Source organism: Pedobacter segetis (assembly GCF_016623585.1).
Classification (GTDB): domain Bacteria; phylum Bacteroidota; class Bacteroidia; order Sphingobacteriales; family Sphingobacteriaceae; genus Pseudopedobacter; species Pseudopedobacter segetis.
The window spans coordinates 45,081-61,820 of the sequence record NZ_JAEHFY010000004.1; the positions used below are offsets into that span (position 1 = coordinate 45,081).

The window sequence follows — 16,740 nt, forward strand, 5'->3', positions numbered from 1 at the left end:
CTAAAAACGATCTAAGATCACTTCTTAAACCTGGGCTTAAACCCTAAGGGTTTTGATGCCATGGGTTCTGTTGATGGCAGTTTTTCTTCTTCTTTAACTTCTGTAAATGGTTTTGTTGCCTTAAACCTTGGTTTAAAACCTAATGGCTTTTGTTCTTCTTCATTTTCTGATACAGCGGGAGAAGAATTTGCAACATCATCATTTTGTTCTGGAGGTGTAGTTACAACGGCTTTAAATCTAGGTTTAAAACCAGATGGTTTATTTGCGATTTCGGGTTTTGTTTCTTCTAAATTTTTAGGGATAATTTCTTCTTCTAAATTTGGCAAAACTGCTTGTGATGGTTTAGGAGCGCCAGCCTTAAACCTTGGTTTAAAACCCGCAGGTTTGGCAGATGGGGAAGAAACAAGTTCGTTTTCACTACCGGTAGAAGATGGAATTTCTTCTGTATTTTTTTCAGTTGGTGCTTTAAACCTGGGCTTAAAGCCAGTTGCTTTTTTTGTGGTTTCGTTATCCTCTTGCGCTATTTTTGTGGTATTATCAGGTTTTGGGATTTCTTTAGGCTTAAAAGATTCTTTTAACTCGTTTTCTTTTTCATCTGATAAGGGGAAATCTTTTCTAAGGTTGTTGAACCAATATTTTTTGGTATGGTCAAAACTTTTGTTCCCCATTAATTGATAATGCGTCTCAAATTCAGAAAACAGCTTTGGATTATCGGTTTGCAGGGCATCCAAATCAATCTTCTTCTTTATAAAAAATTCTTCAAAAGTCATCTAGCCTTTTCTCAAATTAAAATTTCTACGTTCAAATTCTTCCAGATCAGTTTGGTGCCATCATCACTTAATGCCCAATTTGCCTTTTCTTCTGCTGATGCCTGCAAAAGGGTTTGGTACCACATTAACGGAATGGCGGTTTCTTTACCGTCAGATTCTAATATCAAACTATCATCATTAAAAACAACTTTTAGTTCTTGGTCTTTTCTTCTATTGCTAACTATTCCCATAAATTATATCAAAAATTTTTACGCTTTTCTGTTTAACGGTAGCTTTTGGCTTTCTGCATTAGGCATTTTGCGTTTACCTATCTAAGGCATCATTAATCAATTGCTCAAATTGTGAATATAATTCTTTTTGGTGTACCGATGGATAAACTTGCGTCATTAATACGGCGATGGATCTTCTTTGTGGATCAATCCAAAACATGGTATTAAATGCGCCTCCCCAGCTTAATTTACCAACTTTTGATCCATTTCTTAAACCTTGTTCTGTTGCTATTTCAAAACCTAACCCAAATTTATTTTTACCAACGCTTAAACTGCCAATTTGGTTGGTTGTCATCTCTTTAACAGATGCTGCCGTTAAGATTTGTTTGCCACCAAAGCTACCATCGTTTAAAATCATTTGGCAAAATTTAGCATAATCTTCTACGGTAGAAGAAAGCCCGCTGCCGCCAGAAAAGTAGGTTTTTGCGCCGCTTATTGGGTAGTTAACATTGTAGCCTTGGCTCATTATTGGCAATCTTTCTAAACGCCCGGTACCGGTTTCTTTGTACATTACCGCCAGTCTGTTTGCTTTTTCTGCAGGGATAAAAAAGTAGGTATCCATCATGCCCAAAGGTTTTAAGATTACCTCGTTAACATAATCGTCTAAATTTTTGCCGCTTGCCGCTTGTATTACTTCTCCTAAAACATCTATACTTAAACCATAATAAAATGAGGAGTTTGGCTGTACGCCTAAGGGTAAAGTGCCCAGTTTGCTCATCTTATCTTTTATAAATACGCTATCGGCCACAGCTAGATCGGGGATGCCATTTTTCTTATATATTAGGGCCAAACGAGGGTCGCTAAAGCCATAACCTATACCAGAGGTATGTGTCATCAGGTTTTTGATGGTAATGGGTGTTTTGGCATCAACGGTTGTATAGGTTGTGTCTTTGGCATCAAAAGAGGCCAAAACCTTCATATTTGCAAAAGATGGGATGTATTTAGAAACCGGATCAGATAAATTAAGCTTTCCGTCTTCAACTAATTTCATGGCAGCTGCGGTAACGATTGGTTTTGTCATAGAGGCAATCCTAAACTCTTCTATCGGGCGCATTAAGGCCTTTGTTTCCCTGTCTCTAAAACCAAAACCTTTATCATAAATTACTTTACCGTTTACGGCCACCAAAGCGGTTGCGCCGGCCATCCAGTTATTTACCAATCCCGATGCAAGCAAACTATCAATACGGTCTAGGTTTTTTACCTCAACGCTTAATTTTTTTAAGTTAGTTGCGGCAACTAAGCCGTTATTGGCTTTTTCTGAACAGGCAGATAAAAGTAAGGCACTTACCAAGGCGAGTGCTAAAAATTTATTCGTTTTTTTTAAGTTCATTATTTTTCTTTTTTTCTTTCTTCTCTACGTTTTATTCTTTCTTCCCTACGCTTTTCCCTATCGTTTTTGGCATTTATAAAACTTTCTGCCCTGGCTTTTAGTTTTGCTTCTTTTTCTTTAGAAATACCCACGCTCTCTTTTAAGCCTTCAAATACCGATTTCCACATTAGGTTAAAGAATGAGCTAGCATTTGGGCGTTTATAGTATGGGTGTGCAACAATCAAAGGGTCGGTTCCGTTTGGGTTCCCGTTATTAACCAATAAAGCATTGGCAAAAAACGAAATTAATCCCAACTTTTTAAAGTTTTCTTTATCATCTTTTTTCATCAGCGATATTTTAAGGTCTTGGTATTTCAATGTCATTGATCCTCCTCCACCATTTCTATCGCCCTTCATATCAAAAACAAGGCTGTTTATTTTACCAGAGCTTGTTTTTACCAAAGCTAATGATTTAAACAGGTCGTTTAACGCCGACATATCCATTGGGCCCATACTTCCGCTGTAGGTAAACGCACCGTTGGGATCGGTTAAATTAAACCCAATATGAACGTTCATATTGCCTTTGCCCATCAAATTTGTTTGCACATAGGCATCTGCCATAGCATTCTTTTTTATTGATGCAGAATCATTGGTTACGTTAAATATCCTTCCTCTTAAATTAGAAAAAAATACCGTTCCGTTTTCATCGCTTTTTGGGTTGTACTCTGTATAAGCTATGTTGGTGTTTTTAATGGTTACGGTATCTGCGATGATATCCCAAGGTATTCTCCTTAATGCCAAATGAGGGAAATTTTTGCCCTTATCAATTGTTTTAGGGGGTTTACTTCTGTTTAAAAAAACTTTTAAATCTCCGCCTACCAAGCTAACATTATTGCTTTTAACCGTCCTATGGTCTATTAATTGGTTAAAGTTTAGATCGCTAACTATAACAGAATCATAAGTGAGGCTGTAACGTTCTTGCTGGATCTTGAATTTATTAGAAAAAGCCATGTTTGCATACCTCGGGATAAGGCCCATCCCTGTTAACGTTAATCTTTTGTTTTGTGTAGATACTAAAACATGGTTAAAATTGATATGGTACATAGAATCTGCGGTAGCATAAGAATAATCGCTTATTTCTGCGATAATATCCTTTGTGCCAAACAACCTCGAACTGTCATATCTAGAAGCAGAATCTATCAAAATATCGTTTAAACGGATGTTTACTTTATCTATAAAGGTTATTTTTGGCGTTTTAAAACTCTGATCTATATATTTAAACTTCACGTTGTTTAAAAAAATACTACCAATTTTCAAAGCTTTTAAAGTCCCTCTTAGGCGCTCATACGCTGTTCTGTTATCTTCCTTTTTCTTTTTCTGGTTTTTTAACTTGGTATAAAATATAGCCAATTTTGGGTTTTGGATGGTAATGTTTTTTATATCGAGTTTCTTTTCCCTATAAACTTTTAAGGGATTGGCGTTTTTGATAGAAAACTTAAAGATCTTTAAAGAAATAAGGTTCTCTGGCGCATCGCCATTTTTGATCATTTTTTGGTAGATATCTAGATCTGGAAATATAGAAAGGCTATCAACCGTTATGCTTCCGCTGAGTATATTAACGCTTATATCAGAAAACTTGATACGATAAAGGCTGTCTGTGGCATCTGTAAAAGTGTTTTTTATAACCGTTGTAAGCAAGGGTTTCCACTCTCGGTTAATGTACCATGCGGCAGAGGCGGCAATCATTACAATTACGATAAAAACACCTGCCCCCCACTTAAGTGCCCTATGCTTTTTCTTAGGTTTTGTTTCTTCCATCTTTTAATGATAATTAAATTAAATATTCAATTATAAAGCCAAAAAACGTTGATTTTTAATTAAGTAAAATTTAAGGGAACAGCTACCCGCATTAATTGAACTTGTGTTGTTAAAGGGCTTGCTTAAGATTTTCAAAACGTTTTACACTTAAACGAGAACTAATAAAAGAAGCTATAAATGCGATAACGAATACCGTAATGAAAACCAATATAAAATCTGAGTACCTAATTGCCATGGGGTAAGCATCTACAATGGTGTTTCCTTGCGACATGGCGATGATCCCGTAACGTACCTGTAAAAAGCAAAATATACCGCCAAACACCAAGCCCAGCGCACAACCGATAAAAGATATCATTAAACCTTCAAATAAGAATATTTGACGAATCATTTTTTTATTTGCACCTAAACTATTTAATATGGCAATGTCTTTCTGCTTATCGATAACCAACATGGTTAAAGAGCCAACGATGTTAAAGGTAGCTATTACCAGAACAAAGGTTAAGATAAGGTAAACGGCCCATTTCTCTGTATTTAAAATCTTGTAAAGCAATGCGTTCTGTTGTATGCGGTCTTTTACTATGTAATTATCGCCTAATAATTTTTGCAGCTCTTGTTTTGCGGCTTCCGCCTGATTTGGGTCTTTTAGAATAATCTCGGCAGAGCTGATATTTTTTGGCTCCTTTAGTAAAGCTCTTGCCACCTTTATGGGAATGATAACCTCATTATCAGATTCTTGGTTAGATTCAAAAACGCCAGAAGGGGGCAGGTATCGGGATACAAATTCGTCTGCCGGGGTAAAGCCAGAAGAACTACTTCTATTTGGCGAATAGATTTCTAACAAACGAAGTGGATCATTGATATTGATGCCCAAGGTATATTGCACCGTAGAGCCAATAACCGCATAGTCTTTATCATCTTGGTTTAAAATAAAACTACCTTGTAACAGGGTATTCTTTAATTCTTTGTTTCTCAAAAAAGAATTGCTAACGCCTTTTATCTCGCCAATAAATTGATTGTTATCATAGCGCAGCAATGCTTTTTCTTGCAATATTTCTGAGTAAATGGCCACCTTGGGATTGTGGGAAACTTGGGCCAACTGTTGGGTACCGGGGTCAAATGTTTTCCCTTGGCTGGGTTCTATTACCAGATCGGGGTTAAGCGTATTAGATAAAGAGATAACCAAATCTTCTAAACCGTTAAACGCAGAGAGAATAACTATCAGGGCCGCACTCCCAACAAAAACACCCAGCATAGAAATACCAGAGATGATATTGATGGCATTGGTGCTCTTTTTAGAGAAAAGATACCTCTTGGCTATATAATAGGCGGTTTTCAATAATCAACGGTTAAAAAATGGGTTATGGCTTTTTTCAAAACCAATGGTAGTGTGTGGGCCGTGGCCGGGATAAACTTCTACTTCTTCTGGCAAAATAAACAATTGATTTTCTATACTGGCCAACAAAGTTTGATGGTTGCCCCCCGGTAAATCTGTACGCCCTATACTTCCTTTAAACAAGGCATCACCGCCTATTATAAAACCATCTGCTTTGCTGTAAAAACATAGATGTGCGGGCGAATGCCCAGGTGTGAACAATAATGTTAATTCTCCGTTGCCTAATTTTATAGTGCCGTTTTCTGGTAAAAATTCTTCTGGTTCTGGCGAAAGTTCATAGTTAAAACCTTGCTGTGGCGCATAAGCAGGTACGGCTTGTAGCAAAGGCAGTTCTCCTTTGTTAAACATAGGCTTTAGGCCATATTGATCAAATATAAACTTGTTGCCCAAAACATGGTCTATATGGCAATGCGTATTCAAAAGCAGCATGGGCTTTAGGCCATTTTGTTTAATAAAATTTACTACCGCGTTTTGTTCTGCGGCAGTGTACATACCGGGATCTATTATGGCGCAATCTTTAGTTTGTGCATCAAAAACCAAGTAGGTGTTTTCTTGATAAGGGTTGTTCTCAAAAGCTTTTAATTGCATATATTTATTCAAAGATTTAGATAGCCAAAAGTTTTTTTTGTTGATTATTAATTATTTTTCAAGTATCCAGCTTGCCATATCATCAATTACGGTTTGATCTACATTGCCCGGTTTTTGGTATTGGGCAAGGGTTCCTTTTTCACTTTCAAAAGAAAAAAGATGGTTAAGCAAGGGGTAAATTTTAGAATCTACCTGTTTTTTGCCTTTTAAACCGGCAACCCATAAATTAAAATCTTTATCGCTTACCTGAAAATCATTTCCGCCTTGTATGATCAAGATCCTATCATCCAGTTTTTTTGCGGTAGCTATTTGGTTGTATCCGTTCAAATCTACCCAATAAGATGCGGGCAGGCCTAATATCAAAGAATCTGCCGGCAAGGTTTTGGCGGTTAAGGTTTTAGTGAAGTTTAGTTGTTTGGCGGCCTCGGTCAAAGCTTCTTTGCCTAATTTGGTGGTATCTTTAGAAAGCGCATAGAAATAGTTGTTTTGCTCTAAAGAAATATCCTGTAACTTTCTTGCTGGTGCAGCTGCCAAAATTAATCCTTTCAAATTGGTTTTAGAGGCAATTCTTGGTGCTAACATCCCACCCAAACTATGCCCAAATAGGTATAATTTTGTAGAATCCACCTGTGGGATTGTTTTTGCATAGGCGATAACGTTTAGGGCATCGTCTTCCACTTCTTCTTTTGTGGTAAAAGCACCTCTAAAATCTTGAGGAAACAACATTGTTCTCTTAACGTACCTGATGGAAGCAATTCCCTTTGAGGCTAAACCAAGGGCAATATCTTTAAAAGGTTTGTGAGCGCCTATGGTTTCGTCCATATCTGATGGGCCAGATCCATGTACCAAAACAACAATGGGGCAATTCATGCTGTCTCTTGGTAAAGTGAGCATGGCGGGCAGGTCATGTTCTCCAGATTTAATATTGATCAGTTTTTCTACATATCGCGAGGTATCGGCATAAGCCGGTAGTTTATATTCTTCGATAGGCGTTTTTGGAGCAGCAAAAAAACCGACAAGCTTATTTGTTTTATTAAAAACAAATTGAAAAGGTTGGGTAGCATTGGTAAACTTACAATTTAGTACAACTATTTGATATTGGCCCTGTGTTTTGTTTTGAGCGCCATCTATAGAAACTAACTTTCCTAGGTTTGCTTGTAACTGACCCCAAATTTTTTCTAATGTTTCTGGTTTAAGTTTAGTTTTTACGCTATCATCAAATAGGTTTTGGGCCTCTGTATATTTTCCCTTATCCAATTTATCAAAAAAATCGTTTGCAATGTTAATATGTTCAAAGATGCCTTGCGAAAAGGCAGAAAAACTCATCAACAAAAAAAAGATCAGTATTTTAATTTCTTTCATTTTGTAATTTTTAATGTTTCCATTTTAAGGTCTTGATCAATCTATCAATATCTGTTTTTATAAAATCTATAACAGGTTGTATAGAATCTGCCTGAGGTTTTTCATTAAAATATAAGGCTCCACGTAAAAAGTTTTTTGTGCTATCTGTTAAAAAAAATTGTGTGGAAGAGGCTGTATTGCCATCAATGGTGTAATAAATGCCATAAACCTTATTTATTGGGGATGATATTACTCCTTCATCAATCCCGGTGGCTTTTACGGTATGTTTAAAGGCTAGCTTTCTAGAATCTTCAATCAAATTGTTAAGCTCTTTTTCGGATTTGATCTGATAATAGCTGATATGCAATCGCCCGTTAAATTGTGGAAAGGTAAGGTTGTACCAGTTTGGGCGGTTTCCATCGGCACTATCCAAATACATTTTGGCATAAGTTGGGTACTCAAAACTATAGAATGGGTTTTTATCAAAATTTTGATATTGTTTTTTAGGGAACTCTAACCTAAAATAAGCCCTTGGCTTTGGTGCATAATCTTGATTATTGCCACAAGAAGTGATTAAGAGCGCAAAAAAGATCAGAAAAAACAAATATTTCATCAGGCTTTGAAGGTAAATAATTCTAATCATTTTTTGATTATTTGTTTGTCAGTATTCCGCCAATTGTTTGCCGATAGATTATTGTGGACATACATTTTACACTAATGCTGCAATTATAAGATCCTGCTAATCTCTTTGTTTAAGGTTATCTCAATTAGATTGTCATTGTTTTCTTATCCGATTTTTGATTGGTTTCATTGGTGCATCATCGGCAGCAGAAAAAAAATCATTTGTTCCAGATTTCCCAAGATTTTTCTGCCTGAAGCACCAACATATCTGCACCATTTTTTATGCTTGCACCCTGCGCTTTGCCCTTTTGCAAGAATAGGGTTTCTGCAGGGTTATAAACCAAGTCGTACAATAAGTGCTTATCCGTTAAAAATCGATACGGAATATCTGGACATTCATCAACATTAGGATAAGTGCCCAAAGGAGAAGTATTTACTATGATTTGATGCTCTTTGATCACTTTCTGAGATAATTGCTCATAGCTTAACATGCCTTTTTTAGCGTTTCTGCTTACCAGTTTAAAAGGGATATGCAACTTTTTAAAAACATATTGAATGGCTTTTGCCGCACCTCCGTTACCTAAAATTAAAGCTTCTTTATGGTAAGGTTTAAGATAAGGAGAAATAGAATTTAGAAAGCCGTAAGCATCTGTATTATGGCCAATTAATTTTTTGCCTTTTAGGGTAGATAGTTCTCCCATCATTAATGCGCTAACAGATTTCCCTGTACAAACTTTAATGCAGTTAACCGCTCCCACACCTGCGGCTTCTTCGCTTAGCTCGTCTAAAAAAGGGAGGATATTTATTTTATGTGGTATGGTAACGTTGATCCCACGCAAATCCGGGTCGCTTTTGATCAAATCTGGGAAATCATTAATATTTTCCATGGATATTAATCTATAAGCGGCATCTTTGATGTTTTCTTTCTCGAATTTTTCTGTAAAATATTTTTCAGAGAAAGAGTGGGTTAAGGGATACCCAATTAAACCATATTTTTTCATCAGCACAAAATCAAAAAAGCGTTTAAACAAACGCTTTTTTTATTATTTCATATTTAAAAAATGATTGAAGGTATCGCCGCGTAAACCCAAACGAATGGTTTCTAGCGGGATAACCTCTGCAGGGGCTATATTGCCTAAGTTAACATTAGAACCGATCAATTCTATAAACCATACTTGTTGCGCCTTTTGTGGTGCTTCCCAGATAATGGTTTCTTCTGGTATCTGTGTTAAGATCTCATCAACCAAGCCTTGCCTAACTTCGCCAGAATCTCTATAAATGCCAACGTTTCCACCTTCTCTAGCTTCGGCAATTACCTTCCAAGATCCGGCTTCAATTTCTGCTTTCATTAATTTGATCCATTTATAAGGGGCAAATATTTTCTTTTCGTCTTTAGAGCCAACTTCAGAAATTACGGTAACCTGGCTGCTCAGCTTACTAATATATTCACATTTTTCGTCATGATTGATCTCTATCGATCCATCAGACACCTCTACGTATTTCATATCGTACTCATCCAATACTTTTCTGTAATCATCAAACTGATTTCTGATAACAAAAGCTTCAAATAAAGTACCCCCAAAATAAACGGGAATGTTGTTATCCCGGTAAAGCTTTAATTTTTCTTTGAGGTTTGGGGTAACAAAAGAGGTGGTCCAACCCAATTTTACAATATCTGTATGTGAGCCAGCAACTTCTATAAAATCTTCTACTTGCCTAAGGCTAAGCCCTTTATCCATTACCATGGTTAATCCTTTTTCACGAGGTTTAACCGTTCGGTTTGGTATATTATTTAATTTATAATTCATATTTCGGGATCAAAAGTCAAAAAAAAAATCCGAAATTTTATATCCGGATCGTTTTAACCTATAGATTTTTACATTAATCTAGTTTTATATAACTATTGATAATATCAATAATTACCTTGTTAGACTGCAATTGGGGCAAATACTCAAACAATAAATAGTGTTTTTCTGCATCGGTACTTAATGCGGTTTGTAACTGATTTAGTGCCTCGTTATATTGCCCGTCTGCAAATAAATAGGCTACAAAACGGTAATATAGTTCTGCTGAGTCTGGGTTGTTCTTAATCCCTTCTGCAATAATCTCTAAACATTTCTTTAGATCGTTTTGCTCAAATACGATGGAAGAATAATCTAGCCAGGCTTCAACATCTAAAGGGTTAAATTCTATTACCTTTTCATAAGCGGTTACAGACTCTTCTAAATTATTTAGTTTATAATGGGCATCGGCAATGGCAAACCAGTAATCGGGGTTTTCATCATCAATATTTAAAGCTTTTTTATAAAAGTGCAAAGATTCAAAATAGCGTTCCTCAAAATCTAGCGTTACACCGATCCCGTACCAAGCATCGGCCATTTTGGTATCCATCTTTACGGCCTTTTTGTAAAAAGACCGGGCCTCGTCCATTTTCTCCAGCTTTTCATAACACTCGCCCATGGCGCAATAGGTATCTGCATTTGGTGGTTCGTACTCAAAAGTTTGACGATAAACCTCTATGGCTTCGTTAAAACGATCTAATTGCACCAAGGCGTTACCTTTATTAAAATATGCCGAGGCAAAGCTTTCTTTGATTAAAATGGCATAATCATAAGCATCTATTGCTTTTTCAAACAAACTTAACTTATGGAAAGCGTTGCCTAAATTGTACCATGCGGCAAAAGAGTAAGGTTCGCTATCTATGTATTGCTCATAAAACTGTATGCTTTCTTCTTGCTTATCCAAAACATCATAACAAAAGGCCATTTCATACAAGGCATCTTGGTTTTCCATGTTGTTTTCTAAACAAAGTTTCAGGTACTTAATGGCTTCTTCGTAATCGCCCATGTTTTGGTAAACAAAAGAAATCTGCATTAGAACCTCATCTTTGTTTTCGGCCATTTCCAATGCTCTTTTTAAATTTTCGATGGCATCATCATGGCGTTCCATGGTTTCAAAGATGTTGCCTTTTATCATGTAAATGTCTGCATCAGAAGGTTCAAGCATCTCGGCTTTTTCTAATGATTCAAAAGCTAGGCTTATCTGGTTGGTAAAAACATACAATTGGGCTTTTTTGATATGGAAAACAGCCGCAAAAGGATGTTGTGAAACCGCATAATCAATTACCTGTAAGGCCTTTATGGGGTCGTTTTTATCGATATAATAATCTATGATGTTTTCAAATGCTAAAGCGTCAAAAAAGTATTGGTCCTGGTTGCGGATCATTTCTTCGTAACGCTCTACTGATAGTTTTGGGTCTTCAGTAAACTCAAATTCAAAGTCATCTTCCATTTGATATAGGTTTTAATGAGAACGTTTATTTTATAACAATATTAAAAAGACCGATGCCTTTGATGGTATTATTACTCTCAAATTATAATTTTTAATTAAATGCCAATCGGTTTATTTATCAACAAATAGTTTAAGATAATGTTAATTAATTGGTTTTTAAATAAATAGCGTTATTTTTTTTGTGATTATCAGCATCGGCGAAAGCCAAATTATTATCACAATTTGCATATTTATATGCGCTAAGTAAAATTGTAATTTGAAAAACCAAAGAGATTTCTAATCATTTGGTTTTAATAAATCATTTGGATCCTACCCATCTATTAGTGGTCGCTTTCTTTTAAGAATGTTAAATATATATTATTATAATATGTTAATTATCATAAAGTTAGGTATTAATTTATATTTAATCTAAATAAAATTTGCAAAAATCGGGACAGATTGTTTTCTTTGCGTCATTAATTAGAATTAATCTTAATAAGAATAACCATGACGCATATTTATCCGAATAAAAAATGTAGCCTCTTTCTAATGTTCGTTTTATTTATTTCTATAAACCTACAAGCACAAGAAACAAAAAGATTTTCTGTTTCTGGGGTTGTGATAGAGAACGGTAAGCCCGTAGAAAACGCTACCGTAATTTTAAAACCAAAACAAAAGGCAGCTTATACCAATGGGCAGGGAAGGTATTCTTTCTCTAATTTAGTTTCTGGAGATTATAGCATCAGCGTAAAGCTAACAGGTGCAGCAGCACAAGAGATTAAATTTAATTTAAAGGAGGATGTTGAGAATTTAGATTTTACTTTTAAGGTAAACACCCAAAAGATAGAGGAAGTAAGGGTTGTATCTAGCAAAACCATCAACCAAAAACCAGTTTCTGTTGGCAAAAGCGGTGTTAAAGGGTTTGATCTGCCGCAAAGTGTTTCTATCATCAGCAATCAAATTATAGAAAACCAACAGGTAAATAAACTAAGCGATGTTATCCAAAATGTTAATGGAGTTGCCTTAGGCACAGCAAGGGGCGGTACTTCAGAATCTTTTTACGCTAGAGGTTACAGTTTGGGAAAAAACAGCCTCTTAAAAAATGGATCGGCGGTTAGCTCTTCTGTTATGCCAGAAGCAAGCACTTTAGAAAGCGTAGAGGTTTTAAAAGGGAGCGCCGCATTGCTTTATGGTAACGTAAGCTCTGGTGCGGTGGTTAATATGGTTACCAAAAAGCCCAAATATAATTTTGGTGGCGAGGTTTCTTTGCGTACCGGAAGTTACGATACCTACAAACCAATTGTAGATGTTTATGGCCCAATAGCTAAAAAACTGGCTTTTAGGATAGTAAGTACCTATGAAAACGCTGGTAGCTTTAGAAATAACGTAAAGTCTGATAAAATATATGTAAGCCCGTCTTTAAACTATAAAATAGGAGAAAAAACAAACGTATTGCTGCAGGCCGATTATCTTAAATATAATAACACGCCAGATTTTGGTATAGGCACTTTAGATAATAAGATACCAACAAACATTAGCAGGCAAAGCTTTTTTAACACTCCGTGGGCATACAATAAAGTTAACCAAACTACCGCTTCTGTTACTGTTGATAAAGAACTGTTAAATGGTTGGAAACTAAACTTTATTGCTGGTTACCAAAATTACGATCGTAATTATTTTTCAACAGAACGCATACAAGCGGAAGCAAACGGAGATTGGAGCAGGAATTTAACAAAGGCTAATTCTTTTGAGGATTATTTTAATGGCCAGCTAAATTTAACGGGAAAATTTAATACAGGAAAAATTGCGCATCAGGTTTTATTAGGTACAGATGCAGATAGCTATAAAACCACCAATAACGGATACGCTTCTTTTGCAACTTATGATAAGATCAATATTCTGGATCCCAATAAATTCTCTGCCCGTACCGATGAACCCGGCGCAACTTTATTGACCGTTACAAAATCGCCAACGTATAGGTTTGGGGTTTATGCACAAGATTTGATCAGCCTAACCAAAAAATTAAAGTTGTTAACTGGTATAAGATATAGCTACCAGCACATAGCCAACCAATCAATAAAGGATGCTGAAACGGGTAAAACAGCTATTAATGGGACTACAAGCAGATCAGACGACGCTTTCTCTCCCAGAATTGGTTTAGTTTATCAGCCCAATAAAACAACTTCATTTTTTGGGAGTTATGCCAATAGTTTTGAGGTAAACACAGGTACTGATGTTTATTTGGTAAACTTGTCGCCCTCCATCATCAATCAGTTTGAGTTAGGCCTTAAAAAAGATCTGTTCCAGAATAAATTTTCTGCAAATTTTACGATTTATAAAATAATCAACAGCAATACTACCCAACAGGCAGAGTTTATGGCAGATGGGGTAACGGTTAATAACGATAGAAACATTCAAGAGTTTTTGGGCGAGACCACGAGCGATGGCTTCGAGATTGATCTAAGTGGACATATAGTAGGCGAGTTGAGCTTTTTAGCGGGTTACAGTTATGATTTTATGAGGTTTACAAATGTATCTGATAAAAAGAACAGCCCAATTTTAGGAGAGCAGCTTGTAAGAAATGTGCCGCATACGGCCAACGGAACCTTGTTTTATACTTTTAACAGAGGAAAAGTTAAAGGCTTAAAATTGGGTGCATCTGGTTTTTATACCGGAAATAGATTTGCAGGCTGGAACAATAAAGTTGGGCAAACACAAAATTATAATAGAATTGTGCCTTTAAATGGTTTTACCACTTTTGATCTATCGGCGGGTTATAGCTTTAAAAAGATGTCTATTTTAGCAAAAGTCTCAAACATAACAAATGAGTTAAATTATATAGTGCATGAGAATTATAGTGTAAACCCAATTGCACCTAGGCAATTTTTAACCACTATTTCTTATAAGTTTTAATTTTTAGCCATAAGCATTTAATATTGACTAAAAAGGGTTAAAAAAAGAAAGTGTTAAGAGCCTGTTTACAATATAATTTTAAACAGGCTCTGAAGATTAAATTTTACTGATTCAGATCAATACCATCTCCATGGCGCATTTCTGTTTCAACTATTTTGAGGGCAACAGCATGTTTAGAAGGTTTGATAATATCGCCCCTGATTTTTGCATAAGCCCAAGTAAACTCTGCCCCAAAATATAAGATAGCGGCAGAATAATAAACCCAAACGGCAATGATTATGGTAGTTCCGGCAGCACCGTAAATATCGCCAACGGCAGCATACCGAACGTATAAGCCTATTAAATATTTACCCAGCATAAATAAAAGAGCGGTAAAAAAAGCACCTGCTTTTACCTGTTTCCAGGTAATTTCTGCGTCGGGCAGTACTTTATAGATAATTGCGAATAGCCCCATTAAAACAATAAAAGTTATCCCAAGGTTGATGATATCTATAAAAACGAGGGTAAAATCTGGGAGATACCTACTCAAAACGTCGCTAAACGCAGCAATTACGCTGTTTATCAAGAGCGAAACAATCAAGATAAAACCTAAACTAGCAATCATAGAAAGAGATAAAACCCTATTGATAACTAGTTTTAACCATCCTTTCTTAGGTACGGCCTTAACCCTCCAGATCATGTTTATAGAATCTTGGATCTCTATAAAAATACCCGATGCGCCAATAATTAAAGTGATTACACCTATTGTTGCGGCAACGGTACTTTTGCCAGAAAGTGCTAGCTTTTGCAAAATTTCTTGGATCTGTAAAGCGGCATCGCTCCCTATTAGATCATTGATCTGCCCAAAAACTTTGCCCTGTAAAGCATCTTGCCCGTAAAAAATCCCACCGATAGAGATTAAAACTATCATCATGGGGGCTAAAGAGAATATGGTGTAATAAGCCAGAGCGGCGCTCAATTTTAAACCTTTATCGCCCATAAAAGAACTAAAGGTTTCACTTAAAACATTGAAATAGTATTTAAAGTTTTTTTTAATCACCATAAATCAGCGGTTACTTACCACTAATAGATTAAGGTCTTTATGTGGCAAATTGAATCTTTGGGCCAGGTCTTTATTAGTCATGGCTCCTTGGTAAAGATATACTGCATTTCTTATGCCAGTTTTTTCCCAAATTAAGTTCATAATTCCGCCCATATCGCCAATATCAACTAATATAGGCGTTACAATGTTTGTTAAGGCATAGGTAGCTGTTCTGCTAACACGCGAAGCAATATTAGGTACACAGTAGTGTATAACGTCATGTTTTCTAAAAACCGGTTTTTTATGGTTGGTAACTTCAGATGTTTCAAAACAACCTCCCTGATCAATGCTTACATCAATGATTACCGAGTTGGGTTTCATCTTGGCAACGGTTTCTTCGCTTACCACACATGGGCTGCGGCCGTGGTTTGCCCTAATGGCACCAATTACCACATCACAGGTTGTAATGGCTTTTTCTAAAACAATGGGTTGCATAACAGATGTAAAAACCTTGCACCCAATGTTATCCTGCAAGCGGCGCAATCTAAACAAAGAAGTATCAAAAACCTTTACCTCTGCGCCCAAAGCTATGGCCGTTCTTGCGGCATACTCACCAACCGTACCGGCGCCCAAGATTACTATTTCGGTAGGTGGCACACCTGTAACACCGCCAAGCATCAATCCTTTGCCGCCAAATACATTGCTTACATATTCTGCCGCTATTAAAACCGAGGTAGAGCCTACAATTTCGCTCATTGCTCTCACAACGGTTAAAACATTAAACTCATCGCGTAAATATTCAAAAGCTAAGGCGGTGATCTTTTTAGACATTAATGCTTGCACATAATCTTGTTTCATGGTTGACATTTGCAAGGTTGAGAACAAAATCTGGTTATGCTTCATCATGCCCACTTCTTCCATTGTTGGAGGGGCAATTTTTATGATGATATTTGCCTGGTAAACTTCTTTGACATCATAAACTATTTTTGCGCCTTGCTCGCTGTATTTAATATCTGCAAAATTTGCGCCCATCCCAGCACCAGATTCTATAACAACTTCATGCCCGTTATTTACCAATAAAGCCACAGAAAGCGGTGTTAGCGCAATCCTATTCTCTTGAAATGAAGTTTCTTTGGGTATGCCGATATACAGACTGTTTTTTTTAACTTTTGTAGGGGCCAAAGTTTCTTGTGGCTGCATCATCGCTTGTTTTGCAACCTCGGTAAATCCACCCATCAGTTTAGTATCCATTTTAGTTCTTTATATCATTAAATGGGCATTTTAATACTCCGCCAGCTGGCAGATGTATCTCATTTTGCAACTTGCTAAAGGGCAAGAGCAAAAAAAGCCTGCCCGAAATACAGGCGGGGCTGCCATTTCTATCGTTAACACAAAACCTATTTTTATTTCTCTGCTAAATTTATAAAA

The 16,740-nt window shown here is 36.4% G+C and carries 14 protein-coding genes; 1 reads left to right on the forward strand and 13 read right to left on the reverse strand.

The genetic code is table 11. The annotated features are described in order from the left end of the window. Nucleotides 1-17: 17 nt before the first annotated feature. The 11 genes from I5M32_RS03360 to I5M32_RS03410 all read right to left on the reverse strand — a co-directional run bounded on the left by I5M32_RS03360 (nucleotide 18) and on the right by I5M32_RS03410 (nucleotide 11,399). A complete protein-coding gene (locus I5M32_RS03360; RefSeq protein ID WP_200584766.1) occupies nucleotides 18-770 on the reverse strand; it encodes a hypothetical protein in 753 nt (250 codons plus the stop codon). A gap of 11 nt (nucleotides 771-781) precedes the next feature. Then, complete coding sequence (locus I5M32_RS03365) at nucleotides 782-1,000, reverse strand: DUF2442 domain-containing protein (RefSeq protein WP_200584767.1); 219 nt, start codon at nucleotides 998-1,000, stop codon at nucleotides 782-784. A 73-nt stretch (nucleotides 1,001-1,073) separates the two neighbouring features. Continuing rightward, nucleotides 1,074-2,369 (reverse strand): serine hydrolase domain-containing protein, encoded by a 1,296-nt coding sequence (locus tag I5M32_RS03370; protein WP_200584768.1) that lies wholly within the window; start codon nucleotides 2,367-2,369, stop codon nucleotides 1,074-1,076. After that, a complete protein-coding gene (locus I5M32_RS03375) occupies nucleotides 2,369-4,165 on the reverse strand; it encodes a hypothetical protein (RefSeq protein ID WP_200584769.1) in 1,797 nt (598 codons plus the stop codon). Before I5M32_RS03375 ends, I5M32_RS03370 begins: the two co-directional genes overlap by 1 nt. 109 nt (nucleotides 4,166-4,274) lie before the next feature. Beyond that, a complete protein-coding gene (locus tag I5M32_RS03380; protein WP_200584770.1) occupies nucleotides 4,275-5,501 on the reverse strand; it encodes an FtsX-like permease family protein in 1,227 nt (408 codons plus the stop codon). A 3-nt stretch (nucleotides 5,502-5,504) separates the two neighbouring features. Beyond that, nucleotides 5,505-6,146 carry an MBL fold metallo-hydrolase gene (locus tag I5M32_RS03385; protein ID WP_200584771.1) on the reverse strand — a complete coding sequence of 214 codons (642 nt, stop codon included), beginning with the start codon at nucleotides 6,144-6,146 and terminating at the stop codon, nucleotides 5,505-5,507. A gap of 51 nt (nucleotides 6,147-6,197) precedes the next feature. Further along, nucleotides 6,198-7,508 (reverse strand): alpha/beta hydrolase, encoded by a 1,311-nt coding sequence (locus I5M32_RS03390; RefSeq protein WP_200584772.1) that lies wholly within the window; start codon nucleotides 7,506-7,508, stop codon nucleotides 6,198-6,200. Between the two features lie 10 nt (nucleotides 7,509-7,518). Next, entirely contained in the window at nucleotides 7,519-8,100 is a 582-nt protein-coding gene (gldD, locus tag I5M32_RS03395; protein WP_200584906.1) for a gliding motility lipoprotein GldD, read from the reverse strand. A gap of 226 nt (nucleotides 8,101-8,326) precedes the next feature. After that, nucleotides 8,327-9,109: a shikimate dehydrogenase family protein gene (locus tag I5M32_RS03400; protein ID WP_200584773.1), complete on the reverse strand. Its 783-nt coding sequence runs from the start codon at nucleotides 9,107-9,109 to the stop codon at nucleotides 8,327-8,329. A 42-nt stretch (nucleotides 9,110-9,151) separates the two neighbouring features. Further along, nucleotides 9,152-9,916, reverse strand: a complete 765-nt coding sequence (locus I5M32_RS03405) for a phosphosulfolactate synthase (protein WP_200584774.1) — start codon at nucleotides 9,914-9,916, stop codon at nucleotides 9,152-9,154. Between the two features lie 73 nt (nucleotides 9,917-9,989). After that, nucleotides 9,990-11,399 (reverse strand): tetratricopeptide repeat protein, encoded by a 1,410-nt coding sequence (locus I5M32_RS03410; protein ID WP_200584775.1) that lies wholly within the window; start codon nucleotides 11,397-11,399, stop codon nucleotides 9,990-9,992. A gap of 528 nt (nucleotides 11,400-11,927) precedes the next feature. Between I5M32_RS03410 and I5M32_RS03415 the strand changes: the two genes are divergently transcribed. After that, the gene (locus I5M32_RS03415) at nucleotides 11,928-14,291 is read left to right on the forward strand and encodes a TonB-dependent receptor (RefSeq protein WP_234461849.1); all 2,364 of its coding nucleotides are present in this window, start codon (nucleotides 11,928-11,930) and stop codon (nucleotides 14,289-14,291) included. A 103-nt stretch (nucleotides 14,292-14,394) separates the two neighbouring features. On the opposite strand, the gene I5M32_RS03420 is transcribed toward I5M32_RS03415, so the two are convergent. Both I5M32_RS03420 and I5M32_RS03425 read right to left on the reverse strand, forming a co-directional pair. Then, complete coding sequence (locus I5M32_RS03420) at nucleotides 14,395-15,333, reverse strand: YihY/virulence factor BrkB family protein (protein ID WP_200584777.1); 939 nt, start codon at nucleotides 15,331-15,333, stop codon at nucleotides 14,395-14,397. 3 nt (nucleotides 15,334-15,336) lie between these two features. Then, nucleotides 15,337-16,563, reverse strand: a complete 1,227-nt coding sequence (locus tag I5M32_RS03425) for an alanine dehydrogenase (RefSeq protein WP_234461850.1) — start codon at nucleotides 16,561-16,563, stop codon at nucleotides 15,337-15,339. Nucleotides 16,564-16,740: the final 177 nt, after the last annotated feature.